Annotated in this window: 15 protein-coding genes and 1 tRNA gene; 3 read left to right on the top strand and 13 right to left on the bottom strand. The window is 65.5% G+C overall.

Features of this window, described 5'->3' with window-relative positions; all coding sequences use genetic code 11:
* Window positions 1-126 precede the first annotated feature (126 nt).
* The 3 genes from VGG51_12915 to ndk form a co-directional block, all read right to left on the bottom strand.
* Window positions 127-201, bottom strand: a tRNA-Ile gene (locus VGG51_12915).
* Window positions 181-1,506, bottom strand: coding sequence for a phosphopyruvate hydratase (eno, locus tag VGG51_12910; GenBank protein HEY1883931.1), 1,326 nt, complete (start codon window positions 1,504-1,506; stop codon window positions 181-183). The genes VGG51_12915 and eno overlap by 21 nt, the downstream gene beginning before the upstream one ends.
* A 2-nt stretch (window positions 1,507-1,508) precedes the next feature.
* The gene (ndk, locus tag VGG51_12905) at window positions 1,509-1,964 is read right to left on the bottom strand and encodes a nucleoside-diphosphate kinase (GenBank protein ID HEY1883930.1); all 456 of its coding nucleotides are present in this window, start codon (window positions 1,962-1,964) and stop codon (window positions 1,509-1,511) included.
* 78 nt (window positions 1,965-2,042) lie between these two features.
* On the opposite strand from ndk, the gene VGG51_12900 reads away from it, so the two are divergent.
* Window positions 2,043-2,825, top strand: a complete 783-nt coding sequence (locus VGG51_12900) for a biotin--[acetyl-CoA-carboxylase] ligase (GenBank protein HEY1883929.1) — start codon at window positions 2,043-2,045, stop codon at window positions 2,823-2,825.
* Between the two features lie 26 nt (window positions 2,826-2,851).
* Here the strand turns inward: VGG51_12900 and VGG51_12895 are convergent, their stop codons facing one another.
* Window positions 2,852-3,388, bottom strand: coding sequence for an archaemetzincin family Zn-dependent metalloprotease (locus VGG51_12895; GenBank protein ID HEY1883928.1), 537 nt, complete (start codon window positions 3,386-3,388; stop codon window positions 2,852-2,854).
* Between the two features lie 32 nt (window positions 3,389-3,420).
* On the opposite strand from VGG51_12895, the gene acpS reads away from it, so the two are divergent.
* Both acpS and VGG51_12885 read left to right on the top strand, forming a co-directional pair.
* Window positions 3,421-3,816 (top strand): holo-ACP synthase, encoded by a 396-nt coding sequence (acpS, locus tag VGG51_12890; GenBank protein HEY1883927.1) that lies wholly within the window; start codon window positions 3,421-3,423, stop codon window positions 3,814-3,816.
* On the top strand, window positions 3,813-5,306 hold the full coding sequence (locus tag VGG51_12885; GenBank protein HEY1883926.1) for an NAD(P)H-hydrate dehydratase: 1,494 nt from the start codon (window positions 3,813-3,815) through the stop codon (window positions 5,304-5,306). Before acpS ends, VGG51_12885 begins: the two co-directional genes overlap by 4 nt.
* Here the strand turns inward: VGG51_12885 and trpA are convergent.
* Genes trpA through VGG51_12840 form a run of 9 tightly spaced genes read right to left on the bottom strand, consistent with a single transcriptional unit; the run spans window position 5,284 to window position 16,505 of the window.
* Window positions 5,284-6,069, bottom strand: a complete 786-nt coding sequence (gene trpA / locus VGG51_12880) for a tryptophan synthase subunit alpha (protein ID HEY1883925.1) — start codon at window positions 6,067-6,069, stop codon at window positions 5,284-5,286. The genes VGG51_12885 and trpA overlap by 23 nt on opposite strands.
* Window positions 6,063-7,226 (bottom strand): tryptophan synthase subunit beta, encoded by a 1,164-nt coding sequence (trpB, locus tag VGG51_12875; protein HEY1883924.1) that lies wholly within the window; start codon window positions 7,224-7,226, stop codon window positions 6,063-6,065. Before trpB ends, trpA begins: the two co-directional genes overlap by 7 nt.
* Window positions 7,223-7,843 (bottom strand): phosphoribosylanthranilate isomerase, encoded by a 621-nt coding sequence (locus VGG51_12870; protein HEY1883923.1) that lies wholly within the window; start codon window positions 7,841-7,843, stop codon window positions 7,223-7,225. The genes trpB and VGG51_12870 overlap by 4 nt, the downstream gene beginning before the upstream one ends.
* Complete coding sequence (gene trpD, locus VGG51_12865) at window positions 7,836-8,852, bottom strand: anthranilate phosphoribosyltransferase (protein HEY1883922.1); 1,017 nt, start codon at window positions 8,850-8,852, stop codon at window positions 7,836-7,838. Before trpD ends, VGG51_12870 begins: the two co-directional genes overlap by 8 nt.
* Entirely contained in the window at window positions 8,849-9,439 is a 591-nt protein-coding gene (locus VGG51_12860; GenBank protein HEY1883921.1) for an aminodeoxychorismate/anthranilate synthase component II, read from the bottom strand. Before VGG51_12860 ends, trpD begins: the two co-directional genes overlap by 4 nt.
* The gene (locus VGG51_12855; GenBank protein ID HEY1883920.1) at window positions 9,436-10,782 is read right to left on the bottom strand and encodes an anthranilate synthase component I family protein; all 1,347 of its coding nucleotides are present in this window, start codon (window positions 10,780-10,782) and stop codon (window positions 9,436-9,438) included. The genes VGG51_12860 and VGG51_12855 overlap by 4 nt, the downstream gene beginning before the upstream one ends.
* Complete coding sequence (gene ligA / locus VGG51_12850; GenBank protein ID HEY1883919.1) at window positions 10,779-12,797, bottom strand: NAD-dependent DNA ligase LigA; 2,019 nt, start codon at window positions 12,795-12,797, stop codon at window positions 10,779-10,781. Before ligA ends, VGG51_12855 begins: the two co-directional genes overlap by 4 nt.
* A 7-nt stretch (window positions 12,798-12,804) precedes the next feature.
* Complete coding sequence (uvrA, locus tag VGG51_12845) at window positions 12,805-15,771, bottom strand: excinuclease ABC subunit UvrA (protein ID HEY1883918.1); 2,967 nt, start codon at window positions 15,769-15,771, stop codon at window positions 12,805-12,807.
* A gap of 5 nt (window positions 15,772-15,776) precedes the next feature.
* On the bottom strand, window positions 15,777-16,505 hold the full coding sequence (locus VGG51_12840; GenBank protein ID HEY1883917.1) for an HAD family hydrolase: 729 nt from the start codon (window positions 16,503-16,505) through the stop codon (window positions 15,777-15,779).
* Window positions 16,506-16,525: the final 20 nt, after the last annotated feature.

Here is a 16,525-nt window from a genome sequence, read left to right as displayed (position 1 = left end):
CCATATCGCTCCGGCGATGCTGCAATCGGCCGCAGAGTCACTCGGCGCTCTGATCGGAACAGGGCGTAAAGCCAGCGGCGAATGATGCCCGTTGTGCCGAGTCGTGCCTAGTCTCACCGCATTGTATGGTGGGCCTGGTAGGATTCGAACCTACGCGCAACCAGTTATGAGCCGGCCGCTCTACCGCTGAGCTACAGGCCCGCGCGCAAAGACCTTAGCCCCGGGGTAGCGAGCCGCCTGCCCGAGTTGTTCTTCGATCGCCATGAGGCGATTGTATTTCGCCGTGCGATCGCTTCGCGAGAGCGACCCGGTCTTAATTTGGCCGGCTCCGGTGGCGACCGAGAGATCGGCGATCGTCGTATCCTCGGTCTCGCCGGACCGGTGAGAGATCACGATCCCGTAACCGGCACGCTGGGCCATCGCGATGCAGTCGAGGGTCTCCGTAAGCGTGCCGATCTGATTGACCTTGATGAGAATCGCATTCGCCACGCCTTGCGCGATCCCGCGCTCGAGGAACGTCATGTTCGTTACGAAAACATCGTCGCCCACGAGTTGGATGCGCTTACCTAATGCTGCGGTGAGCTTCTCCCAGCCCGACCAGTCGTTCTCCGCCAGGCCGTCTTCGATCGAAACGATCGGATAGCGATCGCAAAGATCCGTGTAGAGCGCAATCATCTCGTCGACGTTCGCCGCGGTGTCGCGCGAGAGCGGATAGTAATTACCGTCGGAGTAGAACTCGCTCGAGGCGGGATCGAGTGCGATCGCGACGTCGTCACCCGCTCGATACCCGGCTCGTTCGATCGCTTCGACGATCAGCCCCAGTGCTTGCTGCGGCGTCTCCAGCGGCGGTGCGTAGCCGCCTTCGTCGCCGACCAGCGTCGGAAGGCCCCGTTCGTGCAAGATTTGCCCGATCGCGTGAAAGACTTCCGAGCCGCAACGCACCGCTTCGGTCTCCGTCGGCGCGCCGACCGGGACGATCATACACTCCTGAAATTGCAACGCGCCCTCCGCGTGCTTGCCGCCGTTGATCACGTTCATCATCGGAACGGGAAGCGTCGCCGCAGCCGGGCCGCCGAGATACCGAAAGAGCGGAAGCGAAAGGCTCACCGCCGCGGCGCGCGCGACGGCAAGCGACACGCCGAGAATCGCATTCGCTCCGAGATTGGATTTGTTTGCCGTAGCGTCGAGCTCGATCAGCCGCTGGTCGATCTCCCGCTGCGCGGTCGCATCGAGGCCTTCGATCGCGGGCCCCAGGATGTCGTTGACGGCCCGCACCGCGTTGCGAACGCCTTTGCCGTTGTAGCGGTGCTGATCGCCGTCGCGCAGTTCGACCGCTTCGTTTGCACCCGTCGAGGCCCCCGATGGAACCATCGCCTCTTCGACCGCACCGAAGTTCGTAGCGACCGTTACCGCGACGGTAGGATTGCCGCGAGAATCGAGGATTTCGCGCGCGTGGACGCCTTCGACCGTCGGATTCCCCCCGCCGCGTAACGATTCCAGGGACATCCTTACTCCTTGATCCAGCGCTCGAGATCGTGACGGCGCGAAACGAAATCTTTATCTTCGAAAAAGATATTCAGCTCGCGGTCGGCGCTTGCCGTGCCGTCGCTGCCGTGCACGAGATTGCGCCCGATCGTCTGCGCGAGATCGGCGCGGATCGAGCCGGGAGCCGCCTGCAGCGGATTCGTGGCGCCGATGAGCTGACGGCAGCCTTCGACTACATCTTGACCTTCGACCGCCATCGCAAGCAGGGGTCCGCTCGTGATGAACGAGACGAGGTCGGCGAAAAACGGCTTGGAGCGGTGTTCGTCGTAGTGCTGACGGGCACGCTCGCCGTCGAGCTGCATCAGTTTCATCGCCGAGATCACGTAGCCGCGTCGCTCGATACGCGAGACGATCTCGCCGACCAGCCCTCGCGAAACGGCGTCGGGCTTGCAAAGAATGAGCGTACGTTCAATAGACATACTGCCGTGGTTGGCTAGACGGGCCGCGACTCCGCCCGGCTTGGGGTGAAGAAGAGACCGGCTGCCGAATCATGCGGCGTGCGAGAGTCGAGTGCCGGGCCGTACGCGCAAATCCTCGCTGCGCTGGCGGCAAGCCCCTTCACATCGATTTCGTATGTCGAGGGCACGACGAGCACGAATGCGGACGCTGCGGCGCTGCTCGGCAACGAGCGCTTCGCCGGACACACGATCGTCGCCGAGTATCAAAGTCGCGGGGCCGGACGCCGGGGGCGCACCTGGGAGGCAGCCGCCGGAACCTCGCTCCTCTTCAGCACGATCCTGCCGGAGGCCGTTCGCACCGATCGTCTTTGGCTCGTACCGTTCTGGGTCGCACTCGCGGTGCGCGAGGCGCTGATAGCGGCCGGCATACCCGCGATCCTTCAGTGGCCCAACGACATTCTCGTGCGAGGTCGCAAGATTGCCGGTATTCTCTGCCAATCGCAAGTCACCGGTCCCGCTGCGCGGGTTGCCTGCGGTGTTGGAATCAACGTCGTCCGCTCGGGCGCTAAGGCAACGCCGATCGAAGAGAGCGCCGCGTTCTGTGAGGATTTTGCGCCCATCGAGCGGCCCGCACTGCTCGAAGCGATCCTGCGCAACTACGCAACGTCGCTCGAACTGCTCGACGACGCGCGGCGCGTCGTGCAGTTATGGGAAGCCGGCGCCGGCGTTCCCGGGCGGCGCTACCAAATTCAACTAGACGGCGTTAATGAACCGTTCGACGCAACAGCCGCGCGCCTCGAGATCGGCGGCGCACTCCGCGTCCAGCGCGACAACGGAGAGACACAAGCAATCGAAATGGCCGACGCCCGCATCCTACGATAACGAATGCACAATACGCTGATGAAGTTCTAGGACCGAGCGCGGGAAAGGCGGCGGTCGCACACCTCGCAAAAATGCGGCATCTTGTTGTCGGTCTCGAAGATCGAGTTCGAGTAGTACATCGCGCAGCGCGCGTTGTAGCAGTGCTTGAGGCCGAAGGCATGGCCGAGCTCGTGGATCGACTCCTTGAGGATCCGTTGAAAGAGGATGTTGGAATCGGCAGGCTCGCCATAAAACTCCGAGCGCAGCCGGTGGGTGGAGACGACCGCGAGGCTCTGCGCTTCGTCGGCATCGCCAAAAACGAAACGATGCGAGGTTTTGTACAGGTCGAACTCGGTGATCGCCAGCGTCGCCGCGCCAACCTCCGGGTGCGCTCGCTGCACCTTCGTCATCAGGGTCGAGACGAAGAGCTGGCCGCGTGTCGCGTTGAGCGTGCTGCGGGGAACGACCAGCGAACGTTCCACGCCCACGCTGCAGAGAAATCGCTCTTCGAGACAGGGGGCGAGACGGCTCATGAATCCCGCGTCGACGGTATTGATCGGCACGATTCGAATATTCGAATCCATCTCGAGCCGCGTACTTCGCGCACAAAATCTAGGTGGCCTGCATCTGCCGCGTCGAAGTCTTCAGGATGATCGTCGGCATCGGTCTCGACACGGCGCAGGTCGCACGCTACCGCTTCGGGGAGCGCGAGCTGACCTGGTTCGCGCGCAAGATCTACACCGAGGGCGAGATGGCGTACGCGCTGCGCAAACGCAACTGGCCGGAGCGTCTCGCGGGCTTCTTCGCAGCGAAGGAGGCGACGCGCAAGGCCTTCGGCCACTGGATTGCATGGCGCAGCGTGGGCGTGGGGCACCAGCGCAGCGGCAAACCGACGATCGAGCTCTTCGGTGACGCGAGGCGCCTGATCGAACTGCGCGGCGTGCGCACGATCCACCTGACGATAACGCATACGGCCGAGATCGCCGCGGCCGTGGTAATTTTGGAATCGTGATCTACGTTCTGACTCCCGAGCAGATGCGTGCCGCCGACGCGGAGGCAATTGCCCGAACCGGGGCGATCGAGTTGATGTGCAACGCCGGCGCCGCCATCGCGCAGCGGCTGCGCGGCGTAGCGCCGCCGGGCGCTCGCATCGTCGCCGTCGCCGGCCCCGGTAACAACGGCGGCGACGCGTTCTGCGCGCTGGCGGAGCTCGCGAGCGAGTACGAGTGTACGGTTGCCGAGGATCCTGCAGCGGTCGGATCCGAGGCGCGCGTTGCCGCGCGGGCGCGCGCCGCGGCGACCAGGGTCGGAATCGTTGCGCTGCCGGCCGGCGAACGCGAGGCTCGCGCGTTGCTGCAGAACGCGATCGGCGTCGACGGAATGTTCGGAACCGGTGCGCGGCTGCCGTTGCCCGAGGCGTATCGCCCTCTCGCGCGCGTGCTCGACACGCGCGAACGCACCGTTGTGGCCATCGACATCCCCAGCGGTATCGACGCGCTGACCGGCGCGGTCGCGCAGGACGCGGTGCGGGCGACGCTGACCGTGACGCTGGCGGCGGCAAAGCCCGGTCTGCTTCTCGAACCGGCACGCGAATACGTCGGCGAGCTCGTTTGCGCAGCGATCGGAATCCCCGAGGCGACGCTGGCCGCCCAGCCGCGGAGCTTCGCGGCGCTCGACGACGCGGCGTTTGCGGCGCTGCTCCCGCGGCGAGCTGCAGATACCGACAAGCGCGGCGCCGGCGCGCCCCTGATCATCGCGGGGTCGGCGCAGTTTCCCGGCGCGGCGATCCTTTGCGCGCGGGCCGCCGCCCGCGCGGGCGCCGGCTACGTGTCGGTCGCGACTCCGAGCTCGGCCGCGGCGGCACTGCGCGCCCATCTCGTGGAGCAGGTCGTCGTCGAGCTTTCGGACGCGGTCGAGCCGGCAGCGATCGCGCACGAGCTCGTCGAGATTTCGCGTCATAACGGCGCGGTAGCGATCGGGCCGGGCTTAGGGCTCGACGAGCGCACGGCCAAGATCGTTATGCTGTTTCTCGAGGCAAACCGGCTGCCGATCGTCGTCGACGCCAGCGCGCTCTTTCATCTCAGCAAGCACCTCGGCTTGCTGCGCGGCCGTCCGGCCGTCGTCACCCCGCATGCCGGTGAGTTCGCGCGGCTCTCCGGTCTCGGAACGATTGCGCCAGGCACGCGCGTCGAGCGCATCCGCGAGTTCGTCGATCGGACCAAAATCACGACCCTGCTCAAGGGCTCCGACACGCTGATCTACGACGGGACGACGGTGAACATCAACACCACCGGCACGAACGCGCTTGCGACCGCGGGAACCGGGGACGTGCTCACCGGTATCATCGCGACGCTGCTTTCGCAAGGGCTTTCCCCGGTGCAGGCCGCCTGCGCGGGCGCCTACTGGCACGGCCTTGCCGGACGGGCCGCGGCACGCAAGCGCCGCGCCGGCGTCGTGGCCGGCGACGTGGTCGACGCCCTTAGCGACGCGTTGCCGCGATAAGCGCCGCGGCCAGATCCACAACGCGCTCGACGGCTTGCGTTCCCGAGAGGCCCGCGTACCGGTCGATGAGCGCGCTGCCGACGATCACTCCGTCGGCGTCCGCGACGCTGCGCACGTCCTCCGTCCGGCTTACGCCGAATCCGACGGCGAGCGGCTTCGACGTCCGCTCTCGCAATGCCGTAATTTGTGCGCGCAAAGGTGCGAAGTCGGGAGTCTTGCCCGCGCCGGTTACGCCCAAGCGCGAAACGACGTAAACGAATCCGCCGGCGGCTTCGGCGATCCGGCGCGCGCGTTCGGGCGGCGTCGAAGGCGCCACGAGCAGCGGCATTTCGCGCCCTTGCTCCGCCAGCGCCGCTCGCAGCTCTGCACTCTCCTCGAGTGCGAGGTCGGGAACGATCGCGCCGGCTACGCCTGCATCGGCAAGCGCGGCGGCGAAACGCTGCACGCCAAACTGGTAGACCGGATTATAATACGTGAAGAGCACGATCGGCGCAGAGTTGCCGCTGCACTGCTTGGCCAGCGCCAGCACGTCGGATAGACCGACGCGGTTGCCCAGCGCTCGCTGTGCGGCGGCGGCGATCGTCGGTCCGTCGGCCAGCGGATCGCTGTAGGGTACGCCCAGCTCGATCAGATCCGCGCCTTGCGCGCTCAACGCGCCGATCAACTGCGACGTCGTCGCTAGATCCGGGTCGCCCGCCATCAGGTACGGTATGAAGGCCAAGCGCCGCTGGCTGCGCGCGCGCTCGAAAACAGCCGTCAGCACCGGCCGATGTCTTTGTCGCCGCGTCCACTCAAGTTGACCAGGATCAGGTCGTCTTTCGAGCGCTCCGCGGCGAGTTTGCGTGCGAAGGCGATCGCGTGCGCACTCTCGAGCGCCGGTACGATGCCTTCGGATCGCGCAAAGCCTTTGAAGGCCTCGATCGCTTCTGCATCGGTGACGCTCGGGTACGTCGCACGTCCGCTCTCCTTGAAAAACGCGTGCTCGGGGCCGACCCCCGGATAATCGAGGCCCGCGCTGACCGAGTGCGTTTCGCGCACTTGACCCTGCGCGCTCTGCAGCAGATAAGAACGCGAGCCGTGAAGCACGCCGATGCTTCCCGCACCCAGCGAGGCGGCGTGGTGCTCGCTTTCAAGGCCTTCGCCGCCCGCTTCGACGCCCCACAGTTTGACCTGCGGATCGTCGACGAAACCGGAGAAGATTCCGATCGCGTTGCTGCCGCCGCCGACGCAAGCGACCACGTCGCTCGGCAGGCGTCCGTAGCGCGCGAGCGTTTGCCGGCGCGCCTCGACGCCGATCACCTTTTGCAGTTCCCGCACCATATACGGGTACGGATGCGCGCCGACGACGCTGCCGATAACGTAAAACGTGTCCCCGGCGCGAGCTGCCCAGACGCGAAAGGCTTCGTTGGTTGCATCTTTGAGCGTCTGCGTTCCGCTCTCCACGCAGTGAACGTCTGCGCCGAGCAAGCGCATAACGTACACGTTGAGCGCTTGGCGCTCGATATCGCGCGCGCCCATATAAACATCTACGGGCAGGCCGAACTTCGCGCCGACCGTCGCAGTCGCGACCCCGTGCTGGCCTGCGCCGGTTTCCGCGAGCAGCCGGCGCTTGCCCATCCGCCGCGCGAGCAGGGCCTGACCCACGGTATTGTTGATCTTGTGCGCGCCCGTGTGATTGGTGTCTTCGCGCTTCATTAGCAGCGGAACGGGCGAGAGATCGGCCACGTAGCGCTCGCAGCGATACATCGGCGAGGGACGTCCGACAAAATCGCGCAAGACCGCGTGGTATTCGTCCCAAAAGGTGGGATCGTCGAAAGCCTCGTTCACGGCGCTATCCAGCTCGTCGAGGGCGGCGATCAATACTTCAGGGACGAACCGTCCGCCGAATTTGCCGAAGTACCCGCGCGAGTCGGGCTTCATTTCGCTTCGCGAACCGCTCGCACGAAATCGCGCATCTTCTGTGGATCCTTCCGGCCGCCGGTCTCGATTCCGTTACGCACGTCGACGCCGAACGGGTGGGCGCGCTCGACGCACTGTGCAACGTTCTCGGCGCTCAAGCCGCCCGCGATCACCACGCGCCGTTTGGCCGCGATTGCCACGACCTGTTTCCAGTCAAAGGTCTGCCCGGTACCCCCAGCCATACCGTCGTGCCGGGCATCGAAGAGGACCAGCGCCTCGGGATAGCGTTCGCATCGCTCGTCGACTAGAATCGCGCGGTCGTCGACGTGGATCGCCTTGATAGCGCGGTCGCCGTACCGCCCGACAAAATCGGGGGTTTCCTCGCCCGAAAACTGCAGCAACGCGGCCGGGAAAAGTTCGAGGACGCTCTCGACCTCGCCGCGCTCCGGGTTTACGAAAACGGCGACGGGCGAGATTCCGGCCGGCGTCCGGCGCGCGATCTCCTCTGCCGCGTCGAAGCCGATGCGCCGCGGCGACGGCGCAAAGATCATTCCGAACGCGTCGGCGCCGGCTTCGTGCGACATCGCCACGTCGGCAAGCGAAGTGCAGCCGCAGAACTTGATCCAGGCGTCAGGCACGCGATCCGACATCCTTCGCGCGTTCGAACGTACGCCACGCGGCGCCGCTGCGCAGCACCTCGCGCGACCGCTCGAATGCCGCGGGCAGCTCGCTCTCGGCGCCGGCGACCGCCAACACGACGGCCGCGTTGAGCGCGACGACGTCGGCCGCCGCACTCGCAGCTCCCTGCAGTATCTCGACGAAGGCAGTGCGGCAAAGCTCGACCGAACCGCCGACCGGAGTGCTCAGCGGGGCGGTTATTCCGAAGGCGCTCGGCTCGATCTGCCACAGCCGCGAGCCGTTTTCGTCGAAGGAATAGATCGCCGTCGGTGCGTCGCCGGCGACCTCGTCGATTCCGCTTGCGCCGTGTACGACGGCGCCGCGCACCACGCCGAGGGCTCGCAGCGCCGGGCCGAGCCGTTCGACGAGCTCTTCACGCGCGACGCCGACGACCAGATGCGTCGCACTCGCCGGATTGGTCAGCGGGCCGAGCAGATTGAAGATCGTCCGTACCCCAAGCTCGCGGCGAATCGCCGCGGCGATGCGCATCGCGGGATGGTAGCGCGACGCGAACATAAACGTGAAGCCCGATTCTCGCAGCATCCGCGCCGCCACCTCCGGCGCAACTTCGATCGGAAAGCCGGCCGATTCGAGAACGTCGGCGCTCCCGCACGCGCTCGAGGCAGCGCGATTGCCGTGCTTGGCAACCGGAATTCCCGTGGCCGCAACGACGAGCGCCGCCATCGTGGAGATGTTGAGGGTATTGGCATGATCGCCGCCCGTTCCGACGACGTCGACGACCATCGGCAGGCCGTGCTCGACGTGCAGGCTGCGCTCGCGCATCGCCCGAGCCGCACCCACGATCTCGTCGACGCTCTCACCTTTGTATGCCAGTGCCGTCAACACCGCTGCGGATTGCGCCGCAGTGTAGGTTCCGTCCATCACCTCGCCGACGAAGGAGGCCGCCTCGTCGGCCGAGAGATTCTGGCCGCCGAGCAGGCGGCGCAGCAACGGGGGAAAGCCGGTCATCGCGACAAGGGTTGGCGAAAGAAGTTTTCGACGATCGCTTCGCCGCTCTCGCTGAGCACCGATTCGGGGTGGAATTGAACGCCGTGGACGGGCAGGCCGCGATGCGCGACGCCTTGCACGACGCCGTCCTCGCTGCGCGCGTTGACGCGCAGCACGCCGGGAATCGTCGAGGGCTCGAGACAGAGCGAATGATAGCGGGTCGCGACCAGCGGCGAAGCAAGGCCGGCGAAGAGGCCGCTGCCGTCGTGCGCGATCTGCGAGGTTTTGCCGTGCATCAACCGCGGAGCGTGCGTTACGGTCGCGCCGAGCGCCTCGCCGATCGCCTGCAGTCCCAAGCAGACGCCGAGCACCGGCATCTTGCGCTCGATCGCCGCACGCAGCACGGCCATCATCTTTGGCGCGTGCTCCGGCCGCCCGGGACCGGGCCCGACGACCAGCGCGTCGTAGCGTTCGAGCAGTTCGCGCGTCAAGTGAGAATCGTCGTTCAGCACGACGTCGGGGGACGCGTTGCGCGACGCCAGCAGGTGCACGACGTTGTAGCTGAAGCTGTCGTAGTTATCGACGAACAGCACCCGCCGCGCCGTCACGGCCCGGCCCCCAGCACGGCGCGCGCGATACGAGTCTTGTGCAGGATCTCGTCGTATTCGGCCACTGGATCGGAATCGGCGACGATGCCCGCGGAGGCTTGCCACCAGGCGTGTCCGTTCTGCACGTGGATGCTGCGCAGCGTGATGCACGAGTCGAAGTCGCCGCCGAACGACCACCGCCCGATGCTTCCGGAGTAGAAGCCTCGCGTTACCGGCTCCCGCGCGTCGATGAGCTGCATGGCGCGCACCTTCGGCGTCCCGGTCACCGTGCCCGCGGGAAAGCCGGCCCGAAAGAGGTCGAGCGCGTCGCGATCCGCTCGCAGCCGCCCGACGACGCTCGAAACGATGTGCATGACGTGGCTGTAGCGTTCGATCTGCAAGAGCTCGTCGACGCTCACGCTGCCGTACTCGCAGACCGAGCCGAGGTCGTTGCGGCCGAGGTCGACGAGCATCACGTGTTCGGCGCGCTCCTTTTCGTTGGAGAGCAGGTCGAGCGCAATCCGGGCGTCTTCTTCGTCGTTACTCCCTCGCGTCCGGGTTCCGGCGAGCGGACGCAGACGCGCTCTACGCCCTTCCAGCCGAACCAGAAATTCCGGCGAGGCGCCGAGCAGCTGGCCGAACGGCGTGTCGACGTAGAACATATACGGTGACGGGTTCTCTCTGCGCAACGCCCGGTAGAGGTCGAACGCCTCGCCTTCGAGTTCGGCGTTGAAGCGGATGCCCAGCTGCAGCTGATAGACGTCGCCCTCGAAGATCAGGTTCTTCACGCCGCCGGCGAGCTCGAGGTAACGTGCGCGGTCGAGCGACTGCGCGATCGCCCCGTGCGCCCGCACCGGCTGCGGAAAGAGCGGGCGCGCGGCCAACAAACGTTCGACGTAGCCGTCGATCCGGCGCTCGAGCCGCTGCGCATCGCCGCCGCTCGTCCAGATCGTGAGCGAGTCGGTAAAGTGATCGAAGATCAGCCACGTCGCGGGAATTGCGACGAATGCTGCCGGCATCACCGGGTCGGAAGGCGTTCTCGCGGGCAGCCGCGCGTCGGGACGGGCGGCCTCGTACGAGAAGGCCAGGAGCGCTCCGCCGAGCGCGCCGCGCTCCGACTCGATCCGGTGTTCGGCGAAGAACTCGCGGACGCGCGGGTAGAGCTGCGCATCCGCGGCGAACTCGGCGGCGTCGCAGTAGTCGATTCCGATAAAGGAGTAGCGCGAGATGCGCCCTCCGCTCTCGACGCTTTCGAGCAGGCATGACGCCAGCGGGTTCGCCAGTGCGCGATAGGCGCCGATCGGGGTTAGTACGTCGGACGGGAGAACGCGCACGGCAACGCCGGTGCGCGTCGTGCGCGTCATTTTTTCAACAGCTTTCGCAGGCCGGCTTCATCGAGAATCGCGATTCCCAGCTGCTCTGCCTTGCTCAGCTTGCTTCCCGCTTCGCTGCCCGCGACCACGTAGTCGGTCTTCTTGCTGACGGAGCCGCTGACTTTGCCGCCGGCACCGGCGATGAGCTCCGTCGCCTCCTCCCGGGTCAGCGTCGGCAGCGTCCCGGTCAGCACGAGCGTTTTGCCGCGCAGCGTCCCGTCGGCGCGAACGCGCTTCGGCGCATCCATAACGACCCCAGCCGCGCGCAGCCGTTCGATCATTTCGAGATTCGGCGCCTGCTTGAAGAAGAGCGCGACGCTGCGCGCCACCTCCGGGCCGATGCCTTCGCTGCGCTGCAGTTCGTCTTCACTCGATTCGGCGATCCGATCGATCGTACCAAAGTCGGAAGCGAGAATCTGCGCCGTCTGCGTGCCGACGAAACGGATGCCGAGGCCGTAGAGCAGCCGCGCCAAGCCGCGCCGCTTCGAGGAGTTGACGTTACGCAACAAATTTTCGATGCTCTTGCGCCCGAGTCGAGGAACGCAAGCGAGAGAAGTTTCGTTCAGGTTATAGGTATCGGCGATGTTGCGCACCAGCTTGAGCTCGGTCAACTGCTGCGCCAGGACGTCGCCGATGCCCTCAATATCCATCGCGCCGCGCGATGCAAAATGGCGCAAACGCTCGTAAACCTGCGCCGGACAGGCGGCGTTCGTACATCGCGACATCGCCTCGTCTTCAGGATGGTCGACGTCGGCGCCGCAGATCGGACACCGGTCCGGCATTTTGAATCGGCGTTCGCGCCCCGTTCGCTCGGAGAGCACCGGCCCAACGACGCGAGGAATGACGTCGCCGGCGCGCGTCACCAGCACCGTATCTCCGATCCGAATGTCGTTACTTTTGATGTACTCGATGTTGTGCAGCGTTGCGCTCTTCACCGTGACGCCCCCGATCTGCACGGGTGCCAGGACCGCGCTCGGATTGAGCGTTCCGGTCCGCCCTACCGTAACCGCAACGTCCAACAGTCGCGTGCGACCTTCGCGGGGCTTGAATTTGAAGGCGATCGCCCAGCGCGGATCGCGCGCGACGACGCCCAAACGCTCCTGGAGCACAAACTCGTCAACTTTGATGACGACGCCGTCGATCTCATAGTCGAGGCTGTCGCGCCGCTCTTCCCAATCGCGACAGTAGGTAACGACCTCTTCGAGCGTTTTCGCGAGTGCGACATTGGGGTTGACGGGGAAACCCAGAGCACGCAGCCGCTCCAGCGCCTCCCACTGCGTATGCACGGCCGCCGCGCCGCCCTGTTCGACGGCGAGCTGATAGGCAAAGAAGGAGAGCCGCCGCGCGGCCGTCAGCGCCGGGTCGAGCTGCCGGATGCCGCCTGAAGCCGCGTTGCGGGGATTCGCAAACGCCGCCAGGCTCTGGCGCTCGCGATCCGCGTTGAGCCGCTCGAAGTCGCTCTTTCGCAGGTAGACTTCGCCCCGCGCTTCGACGAACGCCGGCACCGCTCGTGCGGCCGCGCGTAAACGCAGCGGAATCGTCTTCACCGTGCGCAAGCTCGCGGTGACGTCCTCGCCGGTGCGTCCGTCGCCGCGGGTTCCCCCGCGCACGAACGAGCCGTCTCGGTAGTCCAGCGCCACGGCGAGGCCGTCGATTTTGAGTTCGCAGACATACGCAACGCCGGTTCCGGCGATTTTGCGCGCTCGTTCGTCGAACGCGCGCAGCTCGTCGATGGTGACGGCGTTGGCCAGACTGAGCATCGGCCGCGCGTGCTCGTACGGTGCAAACCGCGCCGAGGCGGCCGCTCCGACGCGCTGCGTGGGCGAGTCCGGCGTCTGCAGCTCGGGATGCTGCTGCTCGAGCTCGACCAGCTCGCGCAGCAACGCGTCGAACTCCGCGTCGGTAATCTGCGGGTCGTCCAGGGCGTAGTAGTTGTAGTTCGCCTCCTCGATCTGCGAGCGCAGGGCGTCGGCGCGAGCCGCCGCGCGAGCAGCGGAGCGGGTCACTAGCGGCCTAGGCTTCCACGGCAACCCGGCCGGTTTCGGCGAGATCGCGAAGGGTGAAGAGATTCTCTTGCTCGAGACGCTCCAGCTCGGCCGCATCGAGTTGATGGTGCCCGACGGCACGCTGGTCGCGCAGTACCGGGACCAGGTATTCTCCGGTAAAGGAAGCTTCGTTCTGCGCAACCTCTTCGGGAGTGCCGGTCGCGACGATCGTACCGCCGCGATCTCCGCCTTCCGGGCCGAGATCGATCAGGTAGTCGGCGGTCTTGATCACGTCGAGGTTGTGCTCGATCACGAGCACCGTGTTGCCGAGCTCGACCAAACGCTCGAGGACGTCGAGCAGCTTGTGAATGTCGGCAAAGTGCAGCCCGGTCGTCGGCTCGTCGAGGACGTAGAAGGTGCGTCCGGTGGAGCGCCGTGAGAGCTCGGTCGCGAGCTTTACGCGCTGCGCCTCTCCGCCCGAGAGCGTCGTCGCCGGCTGGCCCATCTTGATGTAGCCGAGTCCCACGTCGCAGATCGTCCGCAGCTTGTTGTGGATGCGCGGAATCGCCGCGAAGAAGTCGTTGGCCTCGTCGACTCGCATTTCGAGTACGTCGGAGATCGTTTTGCCCTTGTACTTGACCTCTAGCGTCTGCGCGTTGTAGCGCCGCCCTTTGCAGACCTCGCACGGCACGTAGACGTCGGGGAGAAAGTGCATCTCGATCTTGATGATGCCGTCGCCTTCGCAAGCCTCGCAGCGGCCGCCCTTGACGTTGAATGAGAAACGTCCCGGGGTGTAGCCGCGCATTCGCGCCTCGGGAACGAGCGCGAAGAGCTGCCGAATGTAATCGAAGGTGCCGGTGTAGGTGGCCGGATTACTGCGCGGCGTCCGCCCGATCGGCGACTGATCGATCACGACCATCTTGTCGAGCTGACCCGCGCCTTTGACCGTGCCGTACGTTCCGCCCGGCGGCTGCCGGTGCAAGTGCTGATTGAGTGCGCGTACAAGCACTTCATTCACGAGCGTCGACTTGCCGCTGCCGCTCACGCCCGTCACCGCCGCAAAGACCCCGATCGGAAAGGCGACGTCGACGCCGCGCAAATTATTCGCTTTGGCGTTGCGAACTTCGAGCCAGCCGCGCGCCTTGCGGCGGCGGCGCGGAATCGGAATGAATTTGCGGCCCGAGAGATAGGCTCCGGTCTCCGACTTGGGGTTCGCAATGACGTCGTCGAGCGATCCCGCGGTGAGGATCTCGCCGCCCTCGGCGCCCGCGCCGGGCCCGATGTCCACGACTACGTCCGCCATCCGCATCGTGTCTTCGTCGTGCTCGATCACGATCAGCGTATTGCCGAGGTCGCGCAGCGTCCGCAGCGTCGCGAGAAGCCGGTCGTTGTCGCGCTGATGGAGCCCGATCGAGGGCTCGTCGAGAATATAGAGCACGCCGACGAGCGCGCTGCCGATCTGCGTGGCCAGCCGGATGCGCTGCGACTCTCCGCCGGCAAGCGTCGTAGCCGAGCGCGAGAGGGTCAGATAGTTCAAGCCGACGTTGGTCAGAAAACCCAAGCGCGCCCGAATCTCTTTGACGATCTGATGCGCGATCTGCTCCTGCCGCGGGCTGAGCGCCAACTCGCGAAAAAACAGCTCGAGCTGCTCGATCGACATCCGCGTCAGCGCGTCGACGTTGCGTTCGCCCAGGGTGACCGCCAGCGCTTCGGGCTTGAGGCGCGCGCCCTTGCAGGCCGGGCAGACCGAGGCCGACATGAACTTCTCGATCTCTTCCTTCACGTAGTCGCTCGACGTTTCGCTGTACCGGCGCTGCAAATTGTTGACCACGCCTTCGAATGAAGAGCGATACTCCCACGTCTTTCCGCCGCGCGAGGTGTACGCGAAGTTCTGCTCGCGATCGGTTCCATACAGAATAACGTCGAGGATTTCGTCGGAAAGCTGATCGATCGGGGTCGTCGTCTTGACGCGATGGCTCTTGAGAACTCGCTCGAGCTGCTGCATGTAGTACGGATTCATCGAAGGGTATCGCCCGCCGCCGAGCGCGCGGCTCCAAGGCACGACCGCGCCTTCCGCGATCGACTTGCTGCGGTCGGGAATTACTTTCCACGGATCGATCTCGATCTTCTCGCCGAGTCCGGTGCACGCCGCGCACGCGCCGTACGGCGAGTTGAACGAGAACAGGCGCGGCGCGAGCTCTTCGAACGAGAGCCCGCAATACACGCACGCGAAGGCTTCGCTAAACGTAAGCTCCCTCTCGGGCTGCCCCGAGCCTGTCGAAGCGAGCACCGTGACGATGCCGTTGGAGAGCCTCAGCGTCGTTTCTACCGAATCGGCGAGCCGCTTGCGAATCTCGGGCTTGCGGACGAGCCGATCGACGACGACCTCGATCGTGTGTTTGCGCTTCTTGTCGAGGACGATCTTCGACGAAAGCTCTTTGGTATCGCCGTCGACGCGTACGCGCGTGAAGCCCTCCTTCGCGATCTCCTCGAAAAGCTTCGTGTACTCGCCCTTACGCCCGCGCACCATCGGCGCGAGCAGCACCATCCGCGTGCCTTCGGGCAGCTCCATGATCGAGTCGACGATCTGCTCGCTCGACTGCGTGCTGATCTCTCGCCCGCACTGATAGCAGTGCGGCGTTCCGATACGCGCGTAGAGCAGGCGCAGATAGTCGTAGATCTCCGTCACCGTTCCGACCGTCGAACGTGGATTGCGGGACGTCGATTTTTGGTCGATCGAGATCGCCGGGGAGAGCCCCTCGATGTAGTCGACGTCGGGCTTCTCCATCTGGCCGAGAAACTGCCGAGCGTACGACGAGAGCGACTCGACGTAGCGTCGCTGCCCTTCGGCGTAGACGGTATCGAAGGCAAGCGAGGATTTGCCAGAGCCCGAGAGCCCGGTTACCACGATCAAACGATTGCGCGGCAGCACCAGGTCGACGTTCTTGAGGTTGTGCTCCCGCGCGCCCTTAATGACGATGGAGTCTAAAGACACGTTATCTACCAGACACTGCCGGAGAGCAGAAGTATGCGGCCAACGTCGCCGATCGTACTGCAGGTTGCGTCGGCCGGCCGCGCACCCGCAGGAAGCTCCTCGTCGCGCACGTTGAGCCAAACGGTAAAGAGCCCGGCCTCGAGGGCGCCGCGAATATCCCGGTCGTAGCGATCGCCGACCATCGCCGAGTGCGCCGGCGCCCCACCGAGCGTTCGGCAGGCGTGGGCGAACAGGAGCGGGTCGGGCTTGATCATGCCGACTTCGTCGGCGAGGAAGATCGCGTCGAAGAATTCGCTGATGCGAAGCAGCGCAATCTTCTCGCGATGAGTCTCCGAGAGACCGTTGGTCACGATCCCGAGCTTCATGCCGCGCTCGCGCAGCGCTTTTAAGAGTTCGACGGCGCCCGGAAAGAGCGTGTAGTACTTCGAGCGATAGGCGTTGTACCGCTCGGCGCTTTGTTCGGCGACCTCGGGGCTCGCGACGCCGACGCTTTCGAGGGCATTCTGCCACATGCTCGCGCGAACGCGCGAGAGCTTGACCTTCAGATCCGCCGGCGAGAGGCGCTGCCAAAATCCCTCTGCCTCGGCGACGTACGCCGCCTTGAGCGCGAGCGCGTCGACGCCGTGCTCGGCCGCAACCTCGCGGGCTACCTCCTCGGCGGCGCTTTGATAGGCAAACGTATCGTCGTGCAGCGTATCGTCGAGGTCGAACAGCACGAGATCGATGCGTCGCATATCGTGAAGCGGTTTCCTAT

It is taken from the genome of Candidatus Cybelea sp. (assembly GCA_036489315.1).
Taxonomy (GTDB): Bacteria; Vulcanimicrobiota; Vulcanimicrobiia; order Vulcanimicrobiales; family Vulcanimicrobiaceae; genus Cybelea.
This window is presented reverse-complemented; position numbering and strand designations above follow the sequence as displayed.